The sequence below is a fragment of the Amycolatopsis sp. NPDC102389 genome, from assembly GCF_044765885.1.
Classification (GTDB): Bacteria; Actinomycetota; Actinomycetes; order Mycobacteriales; family Pseudonocardiaceae; genus Amycolatopsis.
Map to the genome: position 1 here is coordinate 151,485 of NZ_JBIWKX010000008.1, position 17,678 is coordinate 169,162.

Consider the following 17,678-nt stretch of genomic DNA (forward strand, 5'->3'; position numbering starts at 1 on the left):
CCACCTTTCGCCACCGGTGAATTGCCGTATGACTTGCACGACATTTCGAAAGTATTTGTCCTGCTACCGGGCGTACAAGCGGCCGTTCGGCCGCATCCGGGGTGGCGTATGGGCCGTTCGGCCTAGCGGCAGTGCGCGTCGGCGGCGGGGAGGACGCCGTCCCGCAGATAGCGGACGACGAAGTCGTTGCCGCAGGCGTTCTCCTTGGTGAAGACGCCGTGCCCGCCGGCGTCCACGGTGACGAACTTCGCCCGCGCTCCCAGCGCCGACCGCATTTCGCGGGCGCCGACGAGCGGTGTCGACGGGTCGCGGAGGTTCTGCACCAGCAGGATGTTCGACGGCCCGCGGTCGTGGATCCGCACCGGAGGTTCGCGGCGCTCGACCGGCCAGAACGCGCAAGGGGTGATGTTCGCGGCCGCGGGGCCGAACATCGGATGCGTAACGCGGGCCCGTTCGACCGCTTTTTGGTAGTAGCGCACGCTTTCCGGCCAGTCGGAGTCGTTGCACAGCACCTGGAGCTGGAGCGCGGCGTGGTTGTCCGAGTCGAGCGGGCCGCCCTGTGCCTTCGCCGCCGGAGCGGACCATTGCTCGGCGAGGCCGGGGAAGTTCGCGTCGTCGTAGAGCGCTCCCCAAGTGTCGGTCCGGATACCTGGGCGCTTTTCGGCCAGCTCGAAGAACTTCGCCGTCACCTCGGCCTGTGTCCGCCCGAGGTGGTAGACGTCGTCCCGCGCCGCCGCCCAGGCCGCGAAATCTCCGAAGCGGTCATCGAAGCCGTCCGCGAGGCGTTGGTGTGCCCGGACGTCCAGTCCGTCGGGACCGAGAAGGCTGTCCAGCACGATCCGATCCGTGCGTCCGGGAAACATCGAGGCGTAGGCGGCACCGAGATAGCTCCCGTACGAAACGCCGTAGTACGAGATCTTTCGCTCCCCCAGCGCCTCGCGGATCCGGTCCATATCGCGCGCGGTATTGGCGGTGGTCATGTGCGGCAGGAGATCAGCCGTCTTCGACTCGGCGCACTGCTTCGCCACCACACGGGACTTCGCCGCCTTCTCGGCGACGTCGCGCGGTCCGTCCGCGTACGGGCCGGTGAGGATGAACCGCTGTTCCTCGGTGAGGTCGCAGGTCACCGGCGTGCTGTAGGTGGTCCCGCGCGGGTCGAAACCGATGACGTCGTAGCTGTCGAGCAGGCCGGACTGCCCCTGTCGCTGCACGAGTTGCGCGGGCATCGCCAGCCCTGGGCTCCCCGGGCCACCGGGGTTCATCAGCAGCACGCCGCGCCGCTTCGGAGATTCGCTCGCCTTACGGGAGACGGTGAGTTCGATGGTCCGGCCGCCAGGGTCGGCGTAGTCCAGCGGCACCTTGAGTTTCGCGCATTCGAGGCCCTCGGTCGGTGAGGGCGTCATGCCGTAGTCCGGGCAGGGAGACGTCCATTTCAGTGCCGGAGCCGCCTCGGCCGTCATCGGGACGGCCATGGTCAGGGGCAGGAAAGCCAGTATCGCCAACGTTTTCCTCATGCGGAGAGCGTGGCGCGGCCGGCCGCCCTACCGCGTCGGCCCGGAGGCTGATCCCCACCCTCCACCTTGGGCAGGAAGGAACGCGCCGACCACGCTGTCGGCGCGCACCTGCCTCAGACCACCGCGAGGGGCAACGCCGTCGGGTGCACCGGAGCGGGCAGATCCGAAGCGCCGGTGAGGTAGGCGTCCACCGCGCTCGCCACCGAACGGCCCTCCGCGATCGCCCACACCACCAGGGAGGCACCGCGGTGCGCGTCGCCGCAGACGAACACGCCGGGCGAGGAGGTCTGCCAGTCCGCGCCGCACGAGAGCGTGCCGCGCTGGGTCAGCGAGAGCCCGAGGCCGTCCAGCAGCGGCATGTGCTCGACACCCTCGAACCCGATCGCTAGCAGCACGAGATCGGCGGGCAGTTCCTCGACCTCGTCGTTGACCGGCGTCACCATGCGCTTGCCGGTCTCCGGGTCCTTGACCACGCGGACCTGCCGGAGTTCGACGGCGCGCACGTTGCCCTCGTCGTCACCGATGAACCGGGTGACCGCGACGGCGAACTTGCGCTCGCCCGCCTCTTCGTGCGCCGGGTAGGTGCGCAGGATGTACGGCCAGGTGGGCCACGGCGAACGGTCGTCGTCCCTTGTGGACGGTGGCGTCGGGTACTGGTCCAGCTGGGTCACCGAAAGCGCGCCCTGCCGGGTCGCGGTGCCGTAGGAGTCGGCGCCGGTGTCGCCGCCGCCGATGATGACCACGTGCTTGCCCGCCGCGTCCACCGCCGACGGGCCGTCGCCCTCGACGTACTTGTTGGCCGGGACCAGATGTTCCATCGCCAGGTGGATCCCGGCCAGCTCACGGCCGGGCGTGGTCGTGTCGTCACGGCCGCGCAGCGCGCCCACGGCGAGGACCACCGCGTCGTACTCCGCCCGCAGTTCCTCGACGGTCAGGTCGACGCCGACCTCGCAGCCGGTGACGAACTTCGTGCCCTCCTTGCGGAGCTGCGCGAGCCGCCGGTCGAGGACCTTCTTCTCCATCTTGAACTCGGGGATGCCGTACCGCAGCAGGCCGCCGAGCCGGTCGTCCCGCTCGAAGACGGTCACCTCGTGGCCGGCGCGGGTCAGCTGCTGCGCGGCGGCGAGACCGGCCGGACCGGAGCCGACGACCGCGACCCGCTGGCCCGACGACACCGCCGAGACCTGCGGCTGCACGTAACCGGCTTCCCAGGACTGGTCGGCGATCGTCTGCTCGACCCGCTTGATCGCCACCGGGCCGCCGGACAGCGGCGAGACCGACAGGACACAGCCCGCCTCACACGGTGCGGGGCACAGCTTCCCGGTGAACTCGGGGAAGTTGTTGGTCGCGTGGAGCCGGTCGCTCGCCGCGGCCCAGTCGCCGCGGCGCACCAGGTCGTTCCACTCCGGGATCAGGTTGCCCAACGGACAGCCGGAACCACTGGAGTGACAGAACGGGATACCGCAGTCCATGCACCGCGTCGCCTGCTTGCGCACCTGTTCGTTGCGCTCGCCGGGTTCCACATCTGCGTAGACCTCGCCCCAGGTGGCGAGACGGTCCTCTTTGGACTTCTTCTTCGGCTCTTCGCGTTCGTACTTCAGGAAACCCGTCGGATCAGCCACGAGCGGCCTCCATGATCGCTTCGTCGACGTCGCGGCCCGCGGCACGCGCCGCCTTCGCCGCGTCAAGGACACGCTGGTAGTCGCGGGGCATCACCTTGGTGAACGCCGCCGAGCGACGCGGCCAGTCGCCGAGCAGCGACGCGGCCACGGCCGAACGTGTGAGGTCGTAGTGCTTCTGCACGGTCTTCTTGAGCCAGGCGAGGTCCTCCGAGGACGGGGTCAGCAGGTTGACCATCTCCTCGTTGACCTTGCTGCGGTCGAGGTCGAGCACGTAGGCCTCACCGCCGGACATCCCCGCCGCGAGGTTGCGCCCGGTCGGGCCGAGCACCACGGCCTGCCCGCCGGTCATGTACTCGAAGGCGTGGTCGCCGACGCCCTCGGCGACGACCACCGCGCCGGAGTTGCGCACGCAGAACCGTTCGCCGACCTGGCCGCGCAGGAACATCTCGCCGCCGGTGGCGCCGTACGCGAGGGTGTTCCCGGCGATGGTCTGGCCTTCCGCGGCGAACTTCGCGTCCGGATGCGGGCGCACGATGATCCGCCCGCCGGAAAGCCCCTTGCCGACGTAGTCGTTCGCGTCGCCGACCATGTCCAGCGTGATGCCGCGCGGCAGGAACGCCCCGAGCGACTGCCCGGCGGAACCGGTCAGCAGCACGTGGATCGTGTCCTCGGGCAGGCCCTCGCCACCGTAGCGGCGGGTGATCTCGGAGCCGAGCAGCGTGCCGACGGTCCGGTTCACGTTCCGCACCGGCAGTTCGAGCCGCACCGGGTGCGCGTCCTCCAGCGCCGCCTCGGCGAGCTGGATCAGCGTCCGGTCGAGCGCGTGCTCCAAGCCGTGATCCTGCGTCCGCGTGCGCCGCTTCGCCCCGCCGTACGGGGTTTCCGTGGGCATCTCGAAGATCGGCGCGAGGTCGAGACCGGAGGCCTTCCAGTGCTCGACCGCCTCGTCCGTGTTCAGCACCTCGGCGTGCCCGATGGCCTCGTCGAGGGTGCGGAAACCGAGCGCCGCCAACGTTTCCCGGACCTCTTCGGCGACGAACCGGAAGTAGTTCACGACGTGGTCGGCCTGGCCGGTGTACCGCTTGCGCAGGTCCGGGCTCTGCGTCGCGACGCCGACCGGGCAGGTGTCGAGGTGGCAGACGCGCATCATGACGCAGCCCTCGACGATCAGCGGCGCCGTCGCGAAGCCGTACTCCTCCGCGCCGAGCAGCGCGGCGATGACGACGTCCTTGCCGGTCTTCATCGCGCCGTCGACCTGCACGGTGATCCGGTCGCGCAAACCGTTGAGCAGCAACGTCTGCTGGGTTTCGGCGAGGCCGATCTCCCACGGCGTGCCCGCGTGCTTGAGCGAGTTCATCGGGGAGGCGCCGGTGCCGCCGTCGTGGCCGGAGATGAGCACGACGTCCGCGTGCGCCTTGGACACGCCCGCCGCGACCGTCCCGACGCCGAGCGAGGACACCAGCTTCACGTGGATGCGGGCGTTCTCGTTGGCGTTCTTGAGGTCGTGGATCAGCTGGGCCAGATCCTCGATCGAGTAGATGTCGTGGTGCGGCGGCGGCGAGATGAGCCCGACGCCCGGCGTCGAGTGCCGCGTGCGCGCGATCCACGGGTACACCTTGTTCGGCGGCAACTGCCCGCCCTCACCCGGTTTCGCGCCCTGCGCCATCTTGATCTGGATGTCGTCGGCGTTGACCAGGTACTCGCTCGTGACTCCGAACCGCCCGCTCGCGACCTGCTTGATCGCGCTGCGCCGCTCCGGGTCGTAGAGCCGCTCGGGGTCTTCCCCGCCCTCACCGGTGTTCGACCGGCCACCGATGCGGTTCATCGCGATGGCGAGCGTTTCGTGTGCCTCGGCCGAAATCGAGCCGTAGGACATCGCGCCGGTGTTGAAGCGCTTGAAGATCGCCTCGACGGGCTCGACCTCGTCCAGCGGGACGGGCTCGCGGGTGCCTTCGCGGAAGGAGAACAGCCCGCGCAGGGCGCCGCCCTCGCGGTAGAGGCGGTGCACCTCGTCGGAGTACTTCTTGTACACCTCTTCGCGGCCGGTCTTCGTCGCGTGCTGCAACAGGAAGACGGTCTCCGGGGTGAACAGGTGCAGTTCGCCCTCGCGGCGGTACGCGTACTCGCCGCCGGTCTCGAGTCCACGATGGACACGATCGGTCGGGTTGTCCGGGTACGCCCGGCGGTGGCGCGTGGCGACCTCTTCGGCGAGCACGGTCAGCCCGACACCGCCGAGCTTCGACGACGTCCCGGTGAAGTACTCGTCGAGCAGATCCTGGGCCAGGCCGAAGGATTCGAAGACCTGCGCCGCGGTGTACGCGCCGACGGTCGAGATGCCCATCTTCGACATGATCTTCAGGACGCCCTTCACGAGCGCCTTGACGTAGTTGCGGATCGCCTTGGCGGGCTCGATACCGGTGACGGCACCGGTCGAGATCATGTCTTCGATGGTCTCGAAGGCCAGGTACGGGTTCACCGCCGCGGCGCCGTAACCGAGCAGCAGCGCGATGTGGTGGACCTCGCGGGCGTCACCGGTTTCGACGACCAGCGCGACGCGGAGCCGCTCCTTGGTGCGCACCAGATGGTGGTGCACCGCGGACACCAGCAGCAACGACGGGATCGGCGCCATGCGGTGGTCGGAATCGCGGTCGGACAGCACGAGCGTGCGCGCGCCGGCCGCGATCGCCTCGGAGGCCTCGCGCCGGACCCGCTCGATCGCGGACGCCAGCGCGTCGGCACCACCGTCCACTTCGTACAGTCCGGAAAGGACACTGCACGCGAAGCCGGGAAGGTCGCCGTCGTCGTTGATGTGGATCAGCTTGGCGAGTTCGTCGTTGTCGATCACCGGATACGGCAGCTGCACGTGGCGGCAGGAGGCCGGGCCGGGGGCGAGCAGGTTGCGCTCGGGCCCCATGATGCGGCTCATCGAGGTGACGAGCTCTTCGCGGATCGCGTCCAGCGGCGGGTTGGTGACCTGGGCGAAGTTCTGCTTGAAGTAGTCGTAGAGCAGCCGGGAACGCTTGGACAGCACGGCGGGCGGGGTGTCGGAGCCCATCGAGCCGATCGGCTCGGCCGCCTTGACCGCCATCGGCGCGAGGAGGATCTTCAGCTCTTCTTCGGTGTAGCCGAAGGAAAGCTGGCGCCGCAGCACGGAGTCGTGGCTCTGCACGATGTGGTCGCGGTCCGGGAGGTCGGCGATCTGCAGGAGACCGGCGTGCAGCCAGCCCTCGTACGGGAGTTCCTTGGCCAGCTCCGACTTGACCTCTTCGTCGTCGACGATCCGGCCGGCCTCGGTGTCCACCAGGAACATGCGGCCGGGCTTGAGGCGGCCCTTGGCCACGACGTCCGCGGGGGCGACGTCGAGGACACCGGCCTCACTGGCCAGCACGACGCGGTCGTCCGCGGTGCGCCACCATCGGGCTGGCCGCAGCCCGTTGCGGTCCAGCACCGCGCCGACGAGCGTGCCGTCGGTGAAGGTGACACAGGCCGGGCCGTCCCACGGTTCCATCAGGCTGGCGTGGAACTGGTAGAACGCACGACGCTGTGCGTTCATCCCGGCGTGGTTCTCCCACGCTTCGGGGATCATCATCAGCACCGCGTGCGGCAGCGACCGCCCGCCGAGATGCAGCAGCTCCAGCACCTCGTCGAACGAGGCGGAGTCCGACGCGTCGGCCGAGCAGATCGGGTACAGGCGGGTGAGGTCGCCGGGGATGAGGTCCGATTCGAGCAGCGCCTCACGGGCGCGCATGCGGTTGCGGTTGCCCCGGATGGTGTTGATCTCGCCGTTGTGCGCGACGAACCGGAACGGATGCGCCAGCGGCCACGACGGGAAGGTGTTCGTGGAGAACCGCGAGTGCACGAGCGCGATGGCGCTGGTGAGCCGGGTGTCGGTCAGGTCGGCGAAGAACAGCGGGAGCTGCTCGGGGGTCAGCATTCCCTTGTAGACGATGGTCCGCGAGGACAGCGACGGGAAGTAGGTGCCGCAACCCGCGGTCACGCTCTCGTTCTCGACGCGCTTGCGGAGGCAGAAGGCGAGGCGGTCCAGCTCGATCCCGCTGGGACATCGGCCGCCGGTCTCGGCGCCGGCGACGAACAGCATCGCGAAATGCGGCATCACCGAACGCGCCGTCGGGCCGATGTCGGCGCGGTCAGCGTCGACCGGGACCTCGCGCCAGCCGAGGACGCGAAGGCCCTCTTCGGTGGCGATCCGCTCGATCAGGGCGACGGCCTTGTTCCGCTCCTCGATGTCCGAGGGCAGGAAACCGATCCCGGTCGCGTAGGTCTGGTGACCGTCGGCGTCCGCCTCGGGCAGGGTGAAGTCCGCTTCGGCCCGCAGCAGCTCGTCCGGGAGCTGCACCAGGATGCCCGCACCGTCGCCACTGGTCGGCTCCGCGCCGGCGGCGCCGCGGTGGTCGAGGTTCGTCAGCGCGGACAGGCCGTCGGTGACGATGCCGTGCGAGCGCCGCCCGCGGATGTCGGCCACCATGGCCACACCGCAGGAGTCCTGTTCGGATTCGGGATCGTAGAGACCCTGTTTGCCTGGAATGGCGGAGAAGATCATGAAGGGACCTCCTTCGTCGTCTGTGCTCAGCGGCCGGACGGGCCGGCCGGGGGATGCGCACGGGACGACGATGGCCCGTTCGTTAGCGCGACTTTAACACCTGTGAAACACGTCGGCATCAGTTCGGCGGGCGCGAAAGCCCGCTGATGGGTAACGATCTGGACGCCCGGAACGACACAGTTCCTGATGAGGTCACAGTAGTTCGTTCCGCTAAGTATATGTCCTGTTCCGGGATGTCACGAGACGCGGTGAGGCGACCCTAGTCACTCCCGGCGCCCGGCGCGAGCCCAAGACGCCGGAAGTAGAACGTGTTACAGTTCCGTCCATGATCCTGGACCGTTTCCGGCTCACCGACCAGGTCGCCGTGGTCACCGGCGCCGGACGCGGGATCGGCGCGGCGACGGCCGTGGCGCTCGCCGAGGCCGGTGCCGACGTGGTGATCTCCTCCCGCACCGAGACCCAGCTCAAGGACGTCGCGGCCCTGGTCGAGGCCACCGGCCGACGCGCCCACGCGGTGCCCGCCGATCTGAGCGACCCGGCCGCCGCGGGCGAGCTGGCGCGGATCGCGAAGGCGGAGTTCGGACGGCTGGACCTGGTGGTCAACAACGTCGGCGGCACGTATCCACGGCCGCTGCTGGAAACCACCGCGGACTTCCTCGAAGAAGCCTTTCGCTTCAACGTCTCCACCGCGCACGCGCTGACCGTCGCGGCGGCACCGTCCTTACTGGAGTCGGGTGGTTCGGTCGTCAACATCTCGTCGGTCATGGGCCGCGTCACCGGCCGTGGCTTCGCCGCGTACGGGACGGCGAAGGCCGCGCTCGCGCACTACACCCGGCTCGCCGCCGCCGACCTCGCGCCGAAGGTGCGCGTGAACGCGATCTCGGTCGGCTCGGTGGCGACGTCCGCGCTCGAAGTGGTGGTGGGCAACGACGAACTGCGCGGCCGGATGGAGGCCGCCACTCCCCTGCGCCGGATCGGCGAGGCCGAGGACATCGCGGCCACCGTCGTGTTCCTGGCGTCGCGAGCGGGCCGGTACGTCACCGGCAAGATCATCGAAGTCGACGGTGGACTGCAGGCCCCGAATCTGGAGCTGGGTCTGCCCGATCTGTAGAAAGGTGAACGCTGTGCGCGTGGTCCAGTGGAGTACCGGGAACGTCGGCCGCCACGCGCTGGCGGGGATAGCCGCGCGGCCCGATCTCGAACTCGCCGGGGTCTGGGTTTCGAGCGAGGCCAAGGCGGGCGTGGACGCCGGGGAGCTGGCCGGGCTCGGGCGCCCGCTCGGTATCGCGGCCACCACCGACGCGGACGCGCTCATCGCGCTGAAGCCGGATTGCGTGCTCTACACGGCGATGGCGGACGACAGGCTCGTCGAGGCCGTCGAGGACCTGAAACGCTTCCTGCGCGCGGGGATCAACGTGGTGTCCAGCAGCCCGGTGTTCCTTCAGTACCCCGAAGGTGTCGTCCCGCCGGAGATGATCGAGCCGATCCGCGAGGCCGCCTGTGAAGGCGGTGCTTCGCTGTGGGTCAACGGTGTCGACCCCGGCTTCGCCAACGACTGGCTGCCGCTGGTGCTCACCGGTGTGTGCGAACGGATCGACGAGGTGCGCTGCCTGGAAATCCTCGATTACTCCACGTACGACAACGGCAAGGTTTTGTTCGACATCATGGGCTTCGGCCGGGAGATGGACGACCTGCCGCTGTTGCTGCAGCCCGGCGTGCTGTCGCTGGCCTGGGGCAGCGTCGTGCGGCAGCTCGCGGCCGGGCTGGACGTCGAACTCGATGCCGTCGAGGAGGTCTACGAACGGCTTCCGGCGCCTGAGACGTTCGAGATCGCGTCCGGCACGATCAAAGAGGGCACGGCGGCGGCGCTGCGGTTCGAGGTGCGCGGGATGCGCGGCGGGCGGGCGGTGTGCGTGCTGGAGCACATCACGCGCCTGCGCGGCGACCTCGGGCCGGACTGGCCGCAGCCGACCGGGCAGGGCTGCTACCGCGTCGAGGTGACCGGCGAGCCCAACTACGTGCTGGACCTGCGGCTGGTCGGTACCGACGGCGACCACAACACCGCCGGGCTGAAGGCGACCGCGATGCGGCTGGTGAACGCGATCCCGGCGGTGGTGGCGGCTCCGCCAGGGCTGCTGACGGCGCTGGACCTGCCTTTGGTGACGGGGCGGGGCCTGGTCTCGCCCTAATGCCGTGAAGGCCTCCTTGCCTACCTTGAGGGTAGGCAAGGAGGCCTTCACGGACTTACGAGCGCTACTTCTCGGAGTCCGGCTTCGGGTCCTCGGTCGCCTTGTCGGCGGCCGAGTCCCGGACAGTGTCCGGAGCCGCCGCGACCTCCGCGTGCGTCTCTTCGGCGGAAGGCTCAGCGGGAGAGGCGTCGTCCTCTCGCGGCATGTCCTTGCTCCACAGCGTTTCCGGCGCTTCCCGTGGCCCACGCTTGGCGGCCAGGACGAAGTACGCGATCGCCGCGGCGAACAGCAGAATCGAGGTCCACACGTTGACCCGCAGGCCGAGGATGTGGTTCGCGGTGTCGGTCCGCATCATCTCGATCCAGAACCGGCCGGCGGTGTACCCGGCGACGTACAGCGCGAACGCGCGGCCGTGGCCGAGACGGAACTTCTTGTCCGCCCAGATCACCAGCAGCGCGACCCCGAGGTTCCAGACGAGCTCGTAGAGGAACGTCGGGTGCACCGGGCTGTCCGGCAGCGGGACGTGCCCGATCGCGATGCCGTTCAGGAAGTCGTCCGGGTCGGTCGGGTTGTAGCGCTGGTAGATCTCCAGTCCCCACGGCAGATCGGTGTGCGCGCCGTAGAGCTCCTGGTTGAAGTAGTTGCCGAGCCGCCCGATCGCCTGCGCGATCACGATCCCCGGCGCGAGCGCGTCCGCCATCGCGGGCAGCGGGATGCCCCGGCGGCGGCAGGCGATCAGCGCGCCGACGGCGCCGAGCGCGATGGCGCCCCAGATGCCGAGGCCGCCGTCCCAGATCTTCAGCGCGTTGAGCGGGTTCTTGCCCTCGCCGAAGTACAGCTGGTTGTCGGTGATGACGTGGTACAGCCGGCCGCCGACCAGGCCGAACGGCACCGCGAAGACCGCGATGTCGATGACCGTGCCCTTCGTGCCACCGCGGTTCACCCAGCGCCGCTCGCCCAGCCAGATCGCCACGATGATGCCGGCGATGATGCAGAGCGCGTAGGCCCGGATCGGGACCGGCCCGATATGCCAGACGCCCTGGTCGGGGCTGGGGATGGTCGCGAGGAACGCTGCCGAGGCGGTATTCACGTCGGCCACCGTAGCGCTTCATCCACTTCTTGGGGGCGTCAGCCCTCGACCGCGGCCAAATAGCCCGCGATCAGCGCGGACGCGACGTGCCCGACGGCCGTGTCGGGCGGCAGGAACAGCTCGTCGTGCAGGCTGGGCGCGCCCGCGGTGTCGCCGAGGCCGACGAACATCATCAGCCCGCGCGTCATCCCGCAGTAGTGCGCGAAGTCGTCGGCGCCGAACGACCGGAAATCGGTGTCCACGCCCGCCCCGGTCCGGATGAGCCGCCGGTGCGCGCGCTGGGTGAGCCCGGCGTCGTTGTGCAGCACCGGTTCGCACGGGCTGATCTCCAGTTCCGCCCGGCAGCCGTGCGCCTTCGCGGTGCCGTGGACGATTTCGGCGAGCCCCTCCAGCGCGAGGTCGCGGTCCTCTGCGCGCATCAGCCGCAGGGAGCCCGAAAGGTGCGCCTCGTTCGGCACCACGTTCGCCGTCGTGCCCGCTTCGATCCGGCCGACCGAGCAGACCGCGCCGAACACCGGGTCGACCCGGCGGCTCGCGAGCTGTTGCAGGCTCACCACGATCTGGCTGAGCGCGAGGATCGGGTCCCGCAGCAGATGCGGGTACCCGGCGTGCCCGCCCTGGCCGCGGACCACGATGTCGAACTCGTCGGTCGAGGCGTTGACCGGTCCCGGCACCGCCGACACCACCCCCGCGGCGAGCCGGGGCTGGACGTGCGCGCCGATGACCGACTCGACGCCGTACTCGGTGAGCACGCCGGACTCGACGATGTCCAGCGCGCCGGACGGTGAAGTCTCTTCACGCGGCTGGAGAAGCGCGACGAGCGGCCGGGGCACCCCGACGACGGCGGCCGCGCGGCAGGTGGCGACGAGCGCGGCCATGTGGACGTCGTGTCCGCACGCGTGCATCAGCGGCGTCTCCGAGGCCCACGGAACACCCGTGCGCTCGGTGACCGGCAGCGCGTCGAGTTCGGTGCGCAGCGCCACCGCCGGTCCCGGCGCGGTCCCGGGGAGCAGCACGGCGCGCCCGGTCTTGGCGACCCGGACGCCTTCGTCGATGCCCAGCGCCTCGACGACGACCCGCGCGGTGTCCTCCTCGTCCCCCGACGCGCGCGGATCGGCGTGCACGCGGTGCCGCAGTTCGATCGCGGACGGCAGTTCCGCCTCGAGGGCGGCCTCCCATCGGTCCTGCAGTTCGTCCAGTTCCGTCATGTCCCCTCCAGCCCGTACACCCGTTCGGCGTTGCGGTGCCCCACCAGCGCCGCTATCCGATGCGCGTCCACTTCGGACAGTACGTCCGAAGTGAGTCCCGCGTACAGGAAGTCGGACAGTCCTTGCCGGAACAGCGCGGTGCCGAGGTGGTACAGCTCGGCCAGCCCGAACGCGTCGGTGGAGAAGAGCAGCTTCCCGAACGGCACGATCTCCATTGTCTCCGTGATGATCGCGGTCGCACGATGACCGGCGTTGTGCGTCGCGAGTCCCACGTCGATGAACACGTGCTCGAACACCTGCGCCAGATACGCGGCGTTCCGGTGGAAGGGATAGTTGTGCAGCAGCATGATCGGCACCCCGCGGGACCGGGTGGCCCGCAGCAGCCCGGTGAGCAGCAGCGGATCGCAGCGGTGCAGGTCGACGTCGGAGTCGCCGAACCCGACGTGGAACTGGATCGGCAGCGCCAGGTCGATCCCGGTCCAGATCAGGAACCGGTGCAGCACCTCGTCCGCGAGCCGGACCGGTTCGCCCGCTTCGATCCGCGCGAGCCAGCGGCCCGCCGCCGCGGTGACTTCGGCGTCCGACGGCCGCTCCCCCGCCAGGTCGAGGCCGACCCGGTAGGCGGCGATGGATTTGAACCCGACGGCCGTCGTGGCGCGTTTCGCCAACTCTGCCGCGAAGGCCGAAGCGAATCCGGCCGCCGTGGTGGATCCGATCACCGTTTCGGCGACCTGTTCGAGGCGGACGATGTCCCGCGCGCGGGCGCCGGACAGAGCCGCGAACTGCTCGGTCGTGGTCAGCGTGTCCGGCAGGAAACCGCCGTCGAGCAGGAATTCGGCCGTACCGGTGGCGCGCAGGAACCGCGCGTTGACCTCGGCGGCGCCCAGTTCGGCGCGGCGGGCCAGATAGACCTCGGCCGGGACGTGCGGCGGCAGGTCGAGCACGGGTGCGCAGCGGGCCCGGACCGCGAGCCCGATCAGGGAGTCGAACAACGTCGTGCCCAGTGACGAGACGGTGTCGGCCTCGGTGAGCAGTTGTTCGAACTCGATCCGCCCGAGATCACCGGTGACGACGCCGTGGCAGTGGTGGTCCACGAGCCTCGTCCGGGCGACGAACGGCAGGATCGGGGTTCCCGGCATGAGCGCGTCCCTTCTCGTGATCGGCTAGGCCGGCCTCACCCTATGACCGGATCCGGGCGTGGCAAGGGACTCCGATCGAGGCCAGGATGAGGAACCATGGTGAACCGGGAAGCACTGACCGCCCGCGCGACCGCCCTCACCGGGGAGCTCCGGGCCCGGGGTGTCGAGCTCGTGGCGCTGACCTTCGTGGACAACGCCGGGATCGCGCGGGTCAAGGCGGTGCCGCTGCGGAAGCTGCCGTCGGCGGCCGCGTGGGGTGTCGGCGCTTCGAATTCCTTCGACTTCTTCGGTTTCGACGACGTCATCACCGGCGGTGAGCATTCCCTCGGGCCGGTCGGCGATCTGCGGCTGCATCCGGACCTCGACGCGCTGACCGTGCTCGCCGGTCAGCCCGGCTGGGCCTGGGCGCCGGTGACGAAACTCGACCAGGAGGGCGAACCGCATCGACAGGATCCGCGCGCCCTGCTGGCGAGGGCGGTGGACCGGCTCGCCGCACGCGGTCACCGGGCTCGGATGAGCTTCGAAATCGAATGGGTGATCACCGCCGCCGACGCCCTCGACGATCCGACGTCGGCCACCGCGGGCCCCGCGTACGGCTACGCGAGGCTTTCCGAGCACGCGGACTATCTCCGCGCCCTGGTGTCCACTTTGGACAAACAAGGGGTCGAGGTGGAGCAGATCCATCCCGAGTACGCCGACGGCCAGTTCGAACTGTCCGTCGCCGCGGCCGATCCGGTGCGGGCGGCCGACGTCGCCGTGCTGACGAAGGAGACGATCCGCGCGCTCAGCCACCGGCACGGGCTCAAGGCGTCCTTCACCCCGAAGTTCGCGCCGTCCGGCGTCGGCAACGGCGGGCACGTGCATCTGAGCGTCTGGGACGGCGCGCGGAACCTTTTCTCGGGCGGGGACAGGGTTTTCGGGCTGACGCCGGTCGCCGAGTCGTTCAGCGCGGGCATCCTGAAGCGGCTGCCCGCGTTGCTCGCGATCGGGGCGCCGTCGGTCGTCAGCTATCTGCGCCTGGAGCCGCACCATTGGGCGGGGGTGTTCGGCGCGTGGGGCCTGGAGAACCGGGAGACGCCGCTGCGGCTGGTGCGCGGCGTCGCCGGGAACCGTGACTCGGCAGCGAATCTTGAAGTCAAGTGTTTCGACCTGACCGCGAATCCGTATCTGCTGGCGGCATCCCTGCTGTTCGCGGGGATGGCCGGTGCCGACGAGAAGGCATCGCTGCCGGAACCGCTCGACGTCGACCCGGGGAGCTTGACCGAGGAGGAACGCGCCACGCGCGGGATCGAGCGGCTTCCCCTGCGGCTGGAGGACGCTGTCGCGGCCTTCGAGGCGGACAAGGATCTGACGGCCGCGTTCGGCCCGCCGCTGGCGACGACGTTCGTGGACGTGCGGCGGGCGGAGATCGAGCGCTTCGCGCTCGCGAGCCCGGAGGAGATCACCGAAGCGCAGCGGTGGCGGCACTGAGGCCACCGCCGCGCCCGCGGATCAAGCAGGAGCGACGGTCTTCCGCACGCCCGCGGCCAGCTCGGCCGAAAGCTCCCGAACCGCGTCGAGACCGCTCGCGGCGGCCGTCACCAGCGCCGAACCGACGATCACGCCGTCCGCGAACCCGGCGACCTGCGCCGCCTGCTCGCCGGAACGGACGCCGAGCCCGACACCGATCGGAAGATCCGTGTGCGCACGGGTACGCGCGACCAGGTCTTCGGCGTGTACGCCGACCTGGTCACGAGCGCCTGTCACGCCCATCACCGCGGTGGCGTACACGAAGCCCGAAGAGGCCGCGACGGTCTTCGCGATCCGCTCCTCCGAGGAGGACGGCGCGACCAGGAAAATCCGGTCCAGACCATGCTGCTCGGAGGCGGCCATCCACTCGTCGGCCTCGTCCGGGATCAGGTCCGGGGTGATCATCCCGAGCCCGCCCGCGGCGGCGAGATCCCGCGCGAAACGGTCGACGCCGTAACGGTGCACCGGGTTCCAGTACGTCATCACGACGGCCTTGCCGCCGCGCGACGACACCGACTCGACGACCTCGAACAGGTGCTTGAGCTTGAAGCCGCCGGAAAGCGCGCTCACCGACGCGGCCTGGATGGTCGGGCCGTCCATCACCGGGTCCGAGTAGGGCACGCCCACCTCGACCAGGTCGGCGCCGCCGTCGACAACCGCGGCCAGCAGGTCCTTGGACCCGTCGACCGTCGGGAAACCCGCCGGGAGATACCCGATCAGAGCGCCGCGGCCCTCCGCCCGGGTCTTCGCGAAGACCTCGTCCAACCCGCTCATGCGTTCTCCACCAGGCCGAAGTACTTCGCGGCCGTGTCCATGTCCTTGTCGCCACGACCGGACAGGTTCACGATGATCAGCCCCTCGGGGCCGAGTTCGCGGCCGAGCACCAGCGCGCCGGCCAGCGCGTGCGCCGACTCGATCGCCGGGATGATGCCCTCGGTACGCGAAAGCAGCTTGAACGCGTCCATCGCCTCGGCGTCGGTCACCGGCCGGTACTCGGCGCGGCCGCTGTCCTTGAGCCACGAGTGTTCCGGGCCGACGCCCGGGTAGTCGAGGCCCGCGGAGATCGAGTGCGACTCGACGGTCTGGCCGTCCTCGTCCTGCAGCAGGTACGTCATCGCGCCGTGCAGGTTGCCCGGGGTGCCCTTGGTCAGCGTGGCGCCGTGACGGTTGCCCTCGATGCCTTCGCCGCCCGGTTCGAGCCCGACGAGACGGACTTCCGGGTCGTCGATGAAGCCGTGGAAGATGCCGATCGCGTTGGATCCGCCGCCGACGCAGGCCGCGACGGCGTCGGGCAGGCGTCCGGCCTGCTCCAGGATCTGGACGCGGGCCTCCTCGCCGATGATCTTGTGGAAGTTCCGCACCATCATCGGGAACGGGTACGGGCCCGCCGCCGTGCCGAACAGGTAATGCGTGTCCTCTGCGTTGGTGACCCAGTCGCGCAGCGCCTCGTTGATCGCGTCCTTGAGCGTGCGCGAACCGGTCTTCACCGGGATGACCTCGGCGCCGAGCAGCTTCATGCGGGCGACGTTCAGCGCCTGCCGCTCGGTGTCGACCTCGCCCATGTAGACGATGCATTCCAGGTCCAGCAGCGCGCAGGCGGTGGCGGTGGCCACGCCGTGCTGCCCGGCCCCGGTCTCGGCGATGACCCGCTTCTTGCCCATCCGCTTGGTGAGCAAAGCCTGGCCCAGCACATTGTTGATCTTGTGCGAACCGGTGTGGTTCAGATCCTCGCGCTTGAGGAAGATCCGGGCGCCGCCGGCGTGCTCACCGAAGCGCTTGGCCTCGGTGAGCAGCGACGGACGACCGGCGTAGTCACGCAGAAGACGCCGGAACTCGTTGACGAAGTCCGGGTCGTTCCGCGCCTTGTCGTACTCGGCCGCGACCTCGTCGACGACGCCGATCAGGGCCTCCGGCATGAACCGGCCGCCGTACGGGCCGTAGTAGCCCCGGTCGTCCGGATCGTGCTTGCCGTGGGGTTCTTCGTGGTACTCAGTGGTCATCGAGAAGGCCTCGGGCAGGCGGGGTGCGAACCGGCGGTGACGAGCTTGACCAGCGCGCCCTTCGGGTCGCCCGAAGCGACGAGCCCTTCGCCCACGAGGACGGCGTCGGCACCGTGACCCGCGTAGGACATCAGGTCACCGGGGCCGCGGACACCGGACTCGGCGATCTTGAAGACGTCCATCGGCAAGCCGGGGGCCAGCCGCGAGAACACGTCACGATCGACCTCGAGGGTGTGCAGGTTGCGGGCGTTGACGCCGATCACCTTCGCACCGGCTTCGAGCGCCTTGTCGGCCTCTTCGGCGTTGTGGATCTCGACCAGCGCGGTCATCCCGAGGGATTCGACGCGATCCAGCAACGCGATCAGGGCGTTCTGCTCCAGCGCGGCCACGATCAGCAGGACCATGTCCGCGCCGTGCAGCCGCGCCTCGTGGACCTGGTACGGGCTGACGATGAAGTCCTTGCGCAGCACCGGGATGTCGACCGCCGCGCGGACCGCGTCGAGGTCGGCGAGCGAACCGCCGAACCGCCGCTGCTCGGTCAGCACGCTGATCACCCGGGCGCCGCCGTCGGCGTAGTCCTTCGCCAGCGCGGCCGGATCCGGGATCTCGGCCAGATCGCCCTTGGAGGGGCTGCGCCGCTTCACCTCGGCGATGACGCCGATACCGGACTCGCGCAGGGCCGCGAGCACGTCACGTGGGGGCGCGACCTGGGTCGCGCGCTTCTTCAGTTCGTCGAACGGCAGTGCCGCCTCGCGCTCGGCGAGATCGGCGCGGACGCCGGCGACGATGTCTTCGAGCACGCTCACCGGAGTACCTCACCGGCTGTCGTACTCACGGATTCCTTCG

General features: G+C 69.8%; 12 protein-coding genes. 3 read left to right on the plus strand and 9 right to left on the minus strand.

Annotated features, from left to right (window positions below; translation table 11 throughout):
- Positions 1-122 precede the first annotated feature (122 nt).
- From ACIRGA_RS10305 to gltB, 3 genes are all read right to left on the minus strand, one after another.
- Positions 123-1,514, minus strand: a complete 1,392-nt coding sequence (locus ACIRGA_RS10305) for an alpha/beta hydrolase (RefSeq protein ID WP_400938973.1) — start codon at positions 1,512-1,514, stop codon at positions 123-125.
- Positions 1,515-1,627: 113 nt separating this feature from the next.
- Positions 1,628-3,136 carry a glutamate synthase subunit beta gene (locus tag ACIRGA_RS10310; protein ID WP_400938975.1) on the minus strand — a complete coding sequence of 503 codons (1,509 nt, stop codon included), beginning with the start codon at positions 3,134-3,136 and terminating at the stop codon, positions 1,628-1,630.
- Positions 3,129-7,697 carry a glutamate synthase large subunit gene (gene gltB, locus ACIRGA_RS10315; RefSeq protein WP_400938978.1) on the minus strand — a complete coding sequence of 1,523 codons (4,569 nt, stop codon included), beginning with the start codon at positions 7,695-7,697 and terminating at the stop codon, positions 3,129-3,131. The genes ACIRGA_RS10310 and gltB overlap by 8 nt, the downstream gene beginning before the upstream one ends.
- Positions 7,698-8,022: 325 nt before the next feature.
- On the opposite strand from gltB, the gene ACIRGA_RS10320 reads away from it, so the two are divergent.
- Positions 8,023-8,808 carry an SDR family oxidoreductase gene (locus tag ACIRGA_RS10320; RefSeq protein ID WP_400938981.1) on the plus strand — a complete coding sequence of 262 codons (786 nt, stop codon included), beginning with the start codon at positions 8,023-8,025 and terminating at the stop codon, positions 8,806-8,808.
- Positions 8,809-8,821: 13 nt separating this feature from the next.
- Positions 8,822-9,886, plus strand: a complete 1,065-nt coding sequence (locus ACIRGA_RS10325; protein ID WP_400938984.1) for a diacylglycerol kinase — start codon at positions 8,822-8,824, stop codon at positions 9,884-9,886.
- 64 nt (positions 9,887-9,950) lie between these two features.
- Here the strand turns inward: ACIRGA_RS10325 and lgt are convergent, their stop codons facing one another.
- Genes lgt through ACIRGA_RS10340 form a run of 3 tightly spaced genes read right to left on the minus strand, consistent with a single transcriptional unit; the run spans position 9,951 to position 13,323 of the window.
- A complete protein-coding gene (gene lgt, locus ACIRGA_RS10330; RefSeq protein WP_400938985.1) occupies positions 9,951-10,985 on the minus strand; it encodes a prolipoprotein diacylglyceryl transferase in 1,035 nt (344 codons plus the stop codon).
- 29 nt (positions 10,986-11,014) lie between these two features.
- Positions 11,015-12,184 (minus strand): M20 family metallopeptidase, encoded by a 1,170-nt coding sequence (locus tag ACIRGA_RS10335; protein WP_400938988.1) that lies wholly within the window; start codon positions 12,182-12,184, stop codon positions 11,015-11,017.
- A complete protein-coding gene (locus ACIRGA_RS10340) occupies positions 12,181-13,323 on the minus strand; it encodes an amidohydrolase family protein (protein ID WP_400938990.1) in 1,143 nt (380 codons plus the stop codon). Before ACIRGA_RS10340 ends, ACIRGA_RS10335 begins: the two co-directional genes overlap by 4 nt.
- Before the next feature lie 96 nt (positions 13,324-13,419).
- On the opposite strand from ACIRGA_RS10340, the gene ACIRGA_RS10345 reads away from it, so the two are divergent.
- A complete protein-coding gene (locus ACIRGA_RS10345) occupies positions 13,420-14,793 on the plus strand; it encodes a glutamine synthetase family protein (RefSeq protein WP_400938992.1) in 1,374 nt (457 codons plus the stop codon).
- Between the two features lie 21 nt (positions 14,794-14,814).
- On the opposite strand, the gene trpA is transcribed toward ACIRGA_RS10345, so the two are convergent.
- The 3 genes from trpA to trpC are packed head-to-tail and all read right to left on the minus strand — an operon-like array spanning position 14,815 to position 17,638.
- Positions 14,815-15,606: a tryptophan synthase subunit alpha gene (gene trpA / locus ACIRGA_RS10350; protein ID WP_400938995.1), complete on the minus strand. Its 792-nt coding sequence runs from the start codon at positions 15,604-15,606 to the stop codon at positions 14,815-14,817.
- Positions 15,603-16,832, minus strand: coding sequence for a tryptophan synthase subunit beta (gene trpB / locus ACIRGA_RS10355; RefSeq protein WP_400938997.1), 1,230 nt, complete (start codon positions 16,830-16,832; stop codon positions 15,603-15,605). The genes trpA and trpB overlap by 4 nt, the downstream gene beginning before the upstream one ends.
- Complete coding sequence (gene trpC, locus ACIRGA_RS10360) at positions 16,829-17,638, minus strand: indole-3-glycerol phosphate synthase TrpC (protein WP_005155232.1); 810 nt, start codon at positions 17,636-17,638, stop codon at positions 16,829-16,831. The genes trpB and trpC overlap by 4 nt, the downstream gene beginning before the upstream one ends.
- Positions 17,639-17,678: the final 40 nt, after the last annotated feature.

Excerpts from the sequence above, each read along its gene's own strand:
- ACIRGA_RS10305 (WP_400938973.1), bottom strand. The coding sequence starts at position 1,514 with ATGAGGAAAACGTTGGCGATACTGGCTTTCCTGCCCCTGACCATGGCC.
- gltB (WP_400938978.1), bottom strand. The coding sequence starts at position 7,697 with ATGATCTTCTCCGCCATTCCAGGCAAACAGGGTCTCTACGATCCCGAA.
- ACIRGA_RS10320 (WP_400938981.1), top strand. The coding sequence starts at position 8,023 with ATGATCCTGGACCGTTTCCGGCTCACCGACCAGGTCGCCGTGGTCACC.
- ACIRGA_RS10335 (WP_400938988.1), bottom strand. The coding sequence starts at position 12,184 with ATGACGGAACTGGACGAACTGCAGGACCGATGGGAGGCCGCCCTCGAG.
- ACIRGA_RS10340 (WP_400938990.1), bottom strand. The coding sequence starts at position 13,323 with ATGCCGGGAACCCCGATCCTGCCGTTCGTCGCCCGGACGAGGCTCGTG.
- ACIRGA_RS10345 (WP_400938992.1), top strand. The coding sequence starts at position 13,420 with ATGGTGAACCGGGAAGCACTGACCGCCCGCGCGACCGCCCTCACCGGG.
- trpA (WP_400938995.1), bottom strand. The coding sequence starts at position 15,606 with ATGAGCGGGTTGGACGAGGTCTTCGCGAAGACCCGGGCGGAGGGCCGC.
- trpB (WP_400938997.1), bottom strand. The coding sequence starts at position 16,832 with ATGACCACTGAGTACCACGAAGAACCCCACGGCAAGCACGATCCGGAC.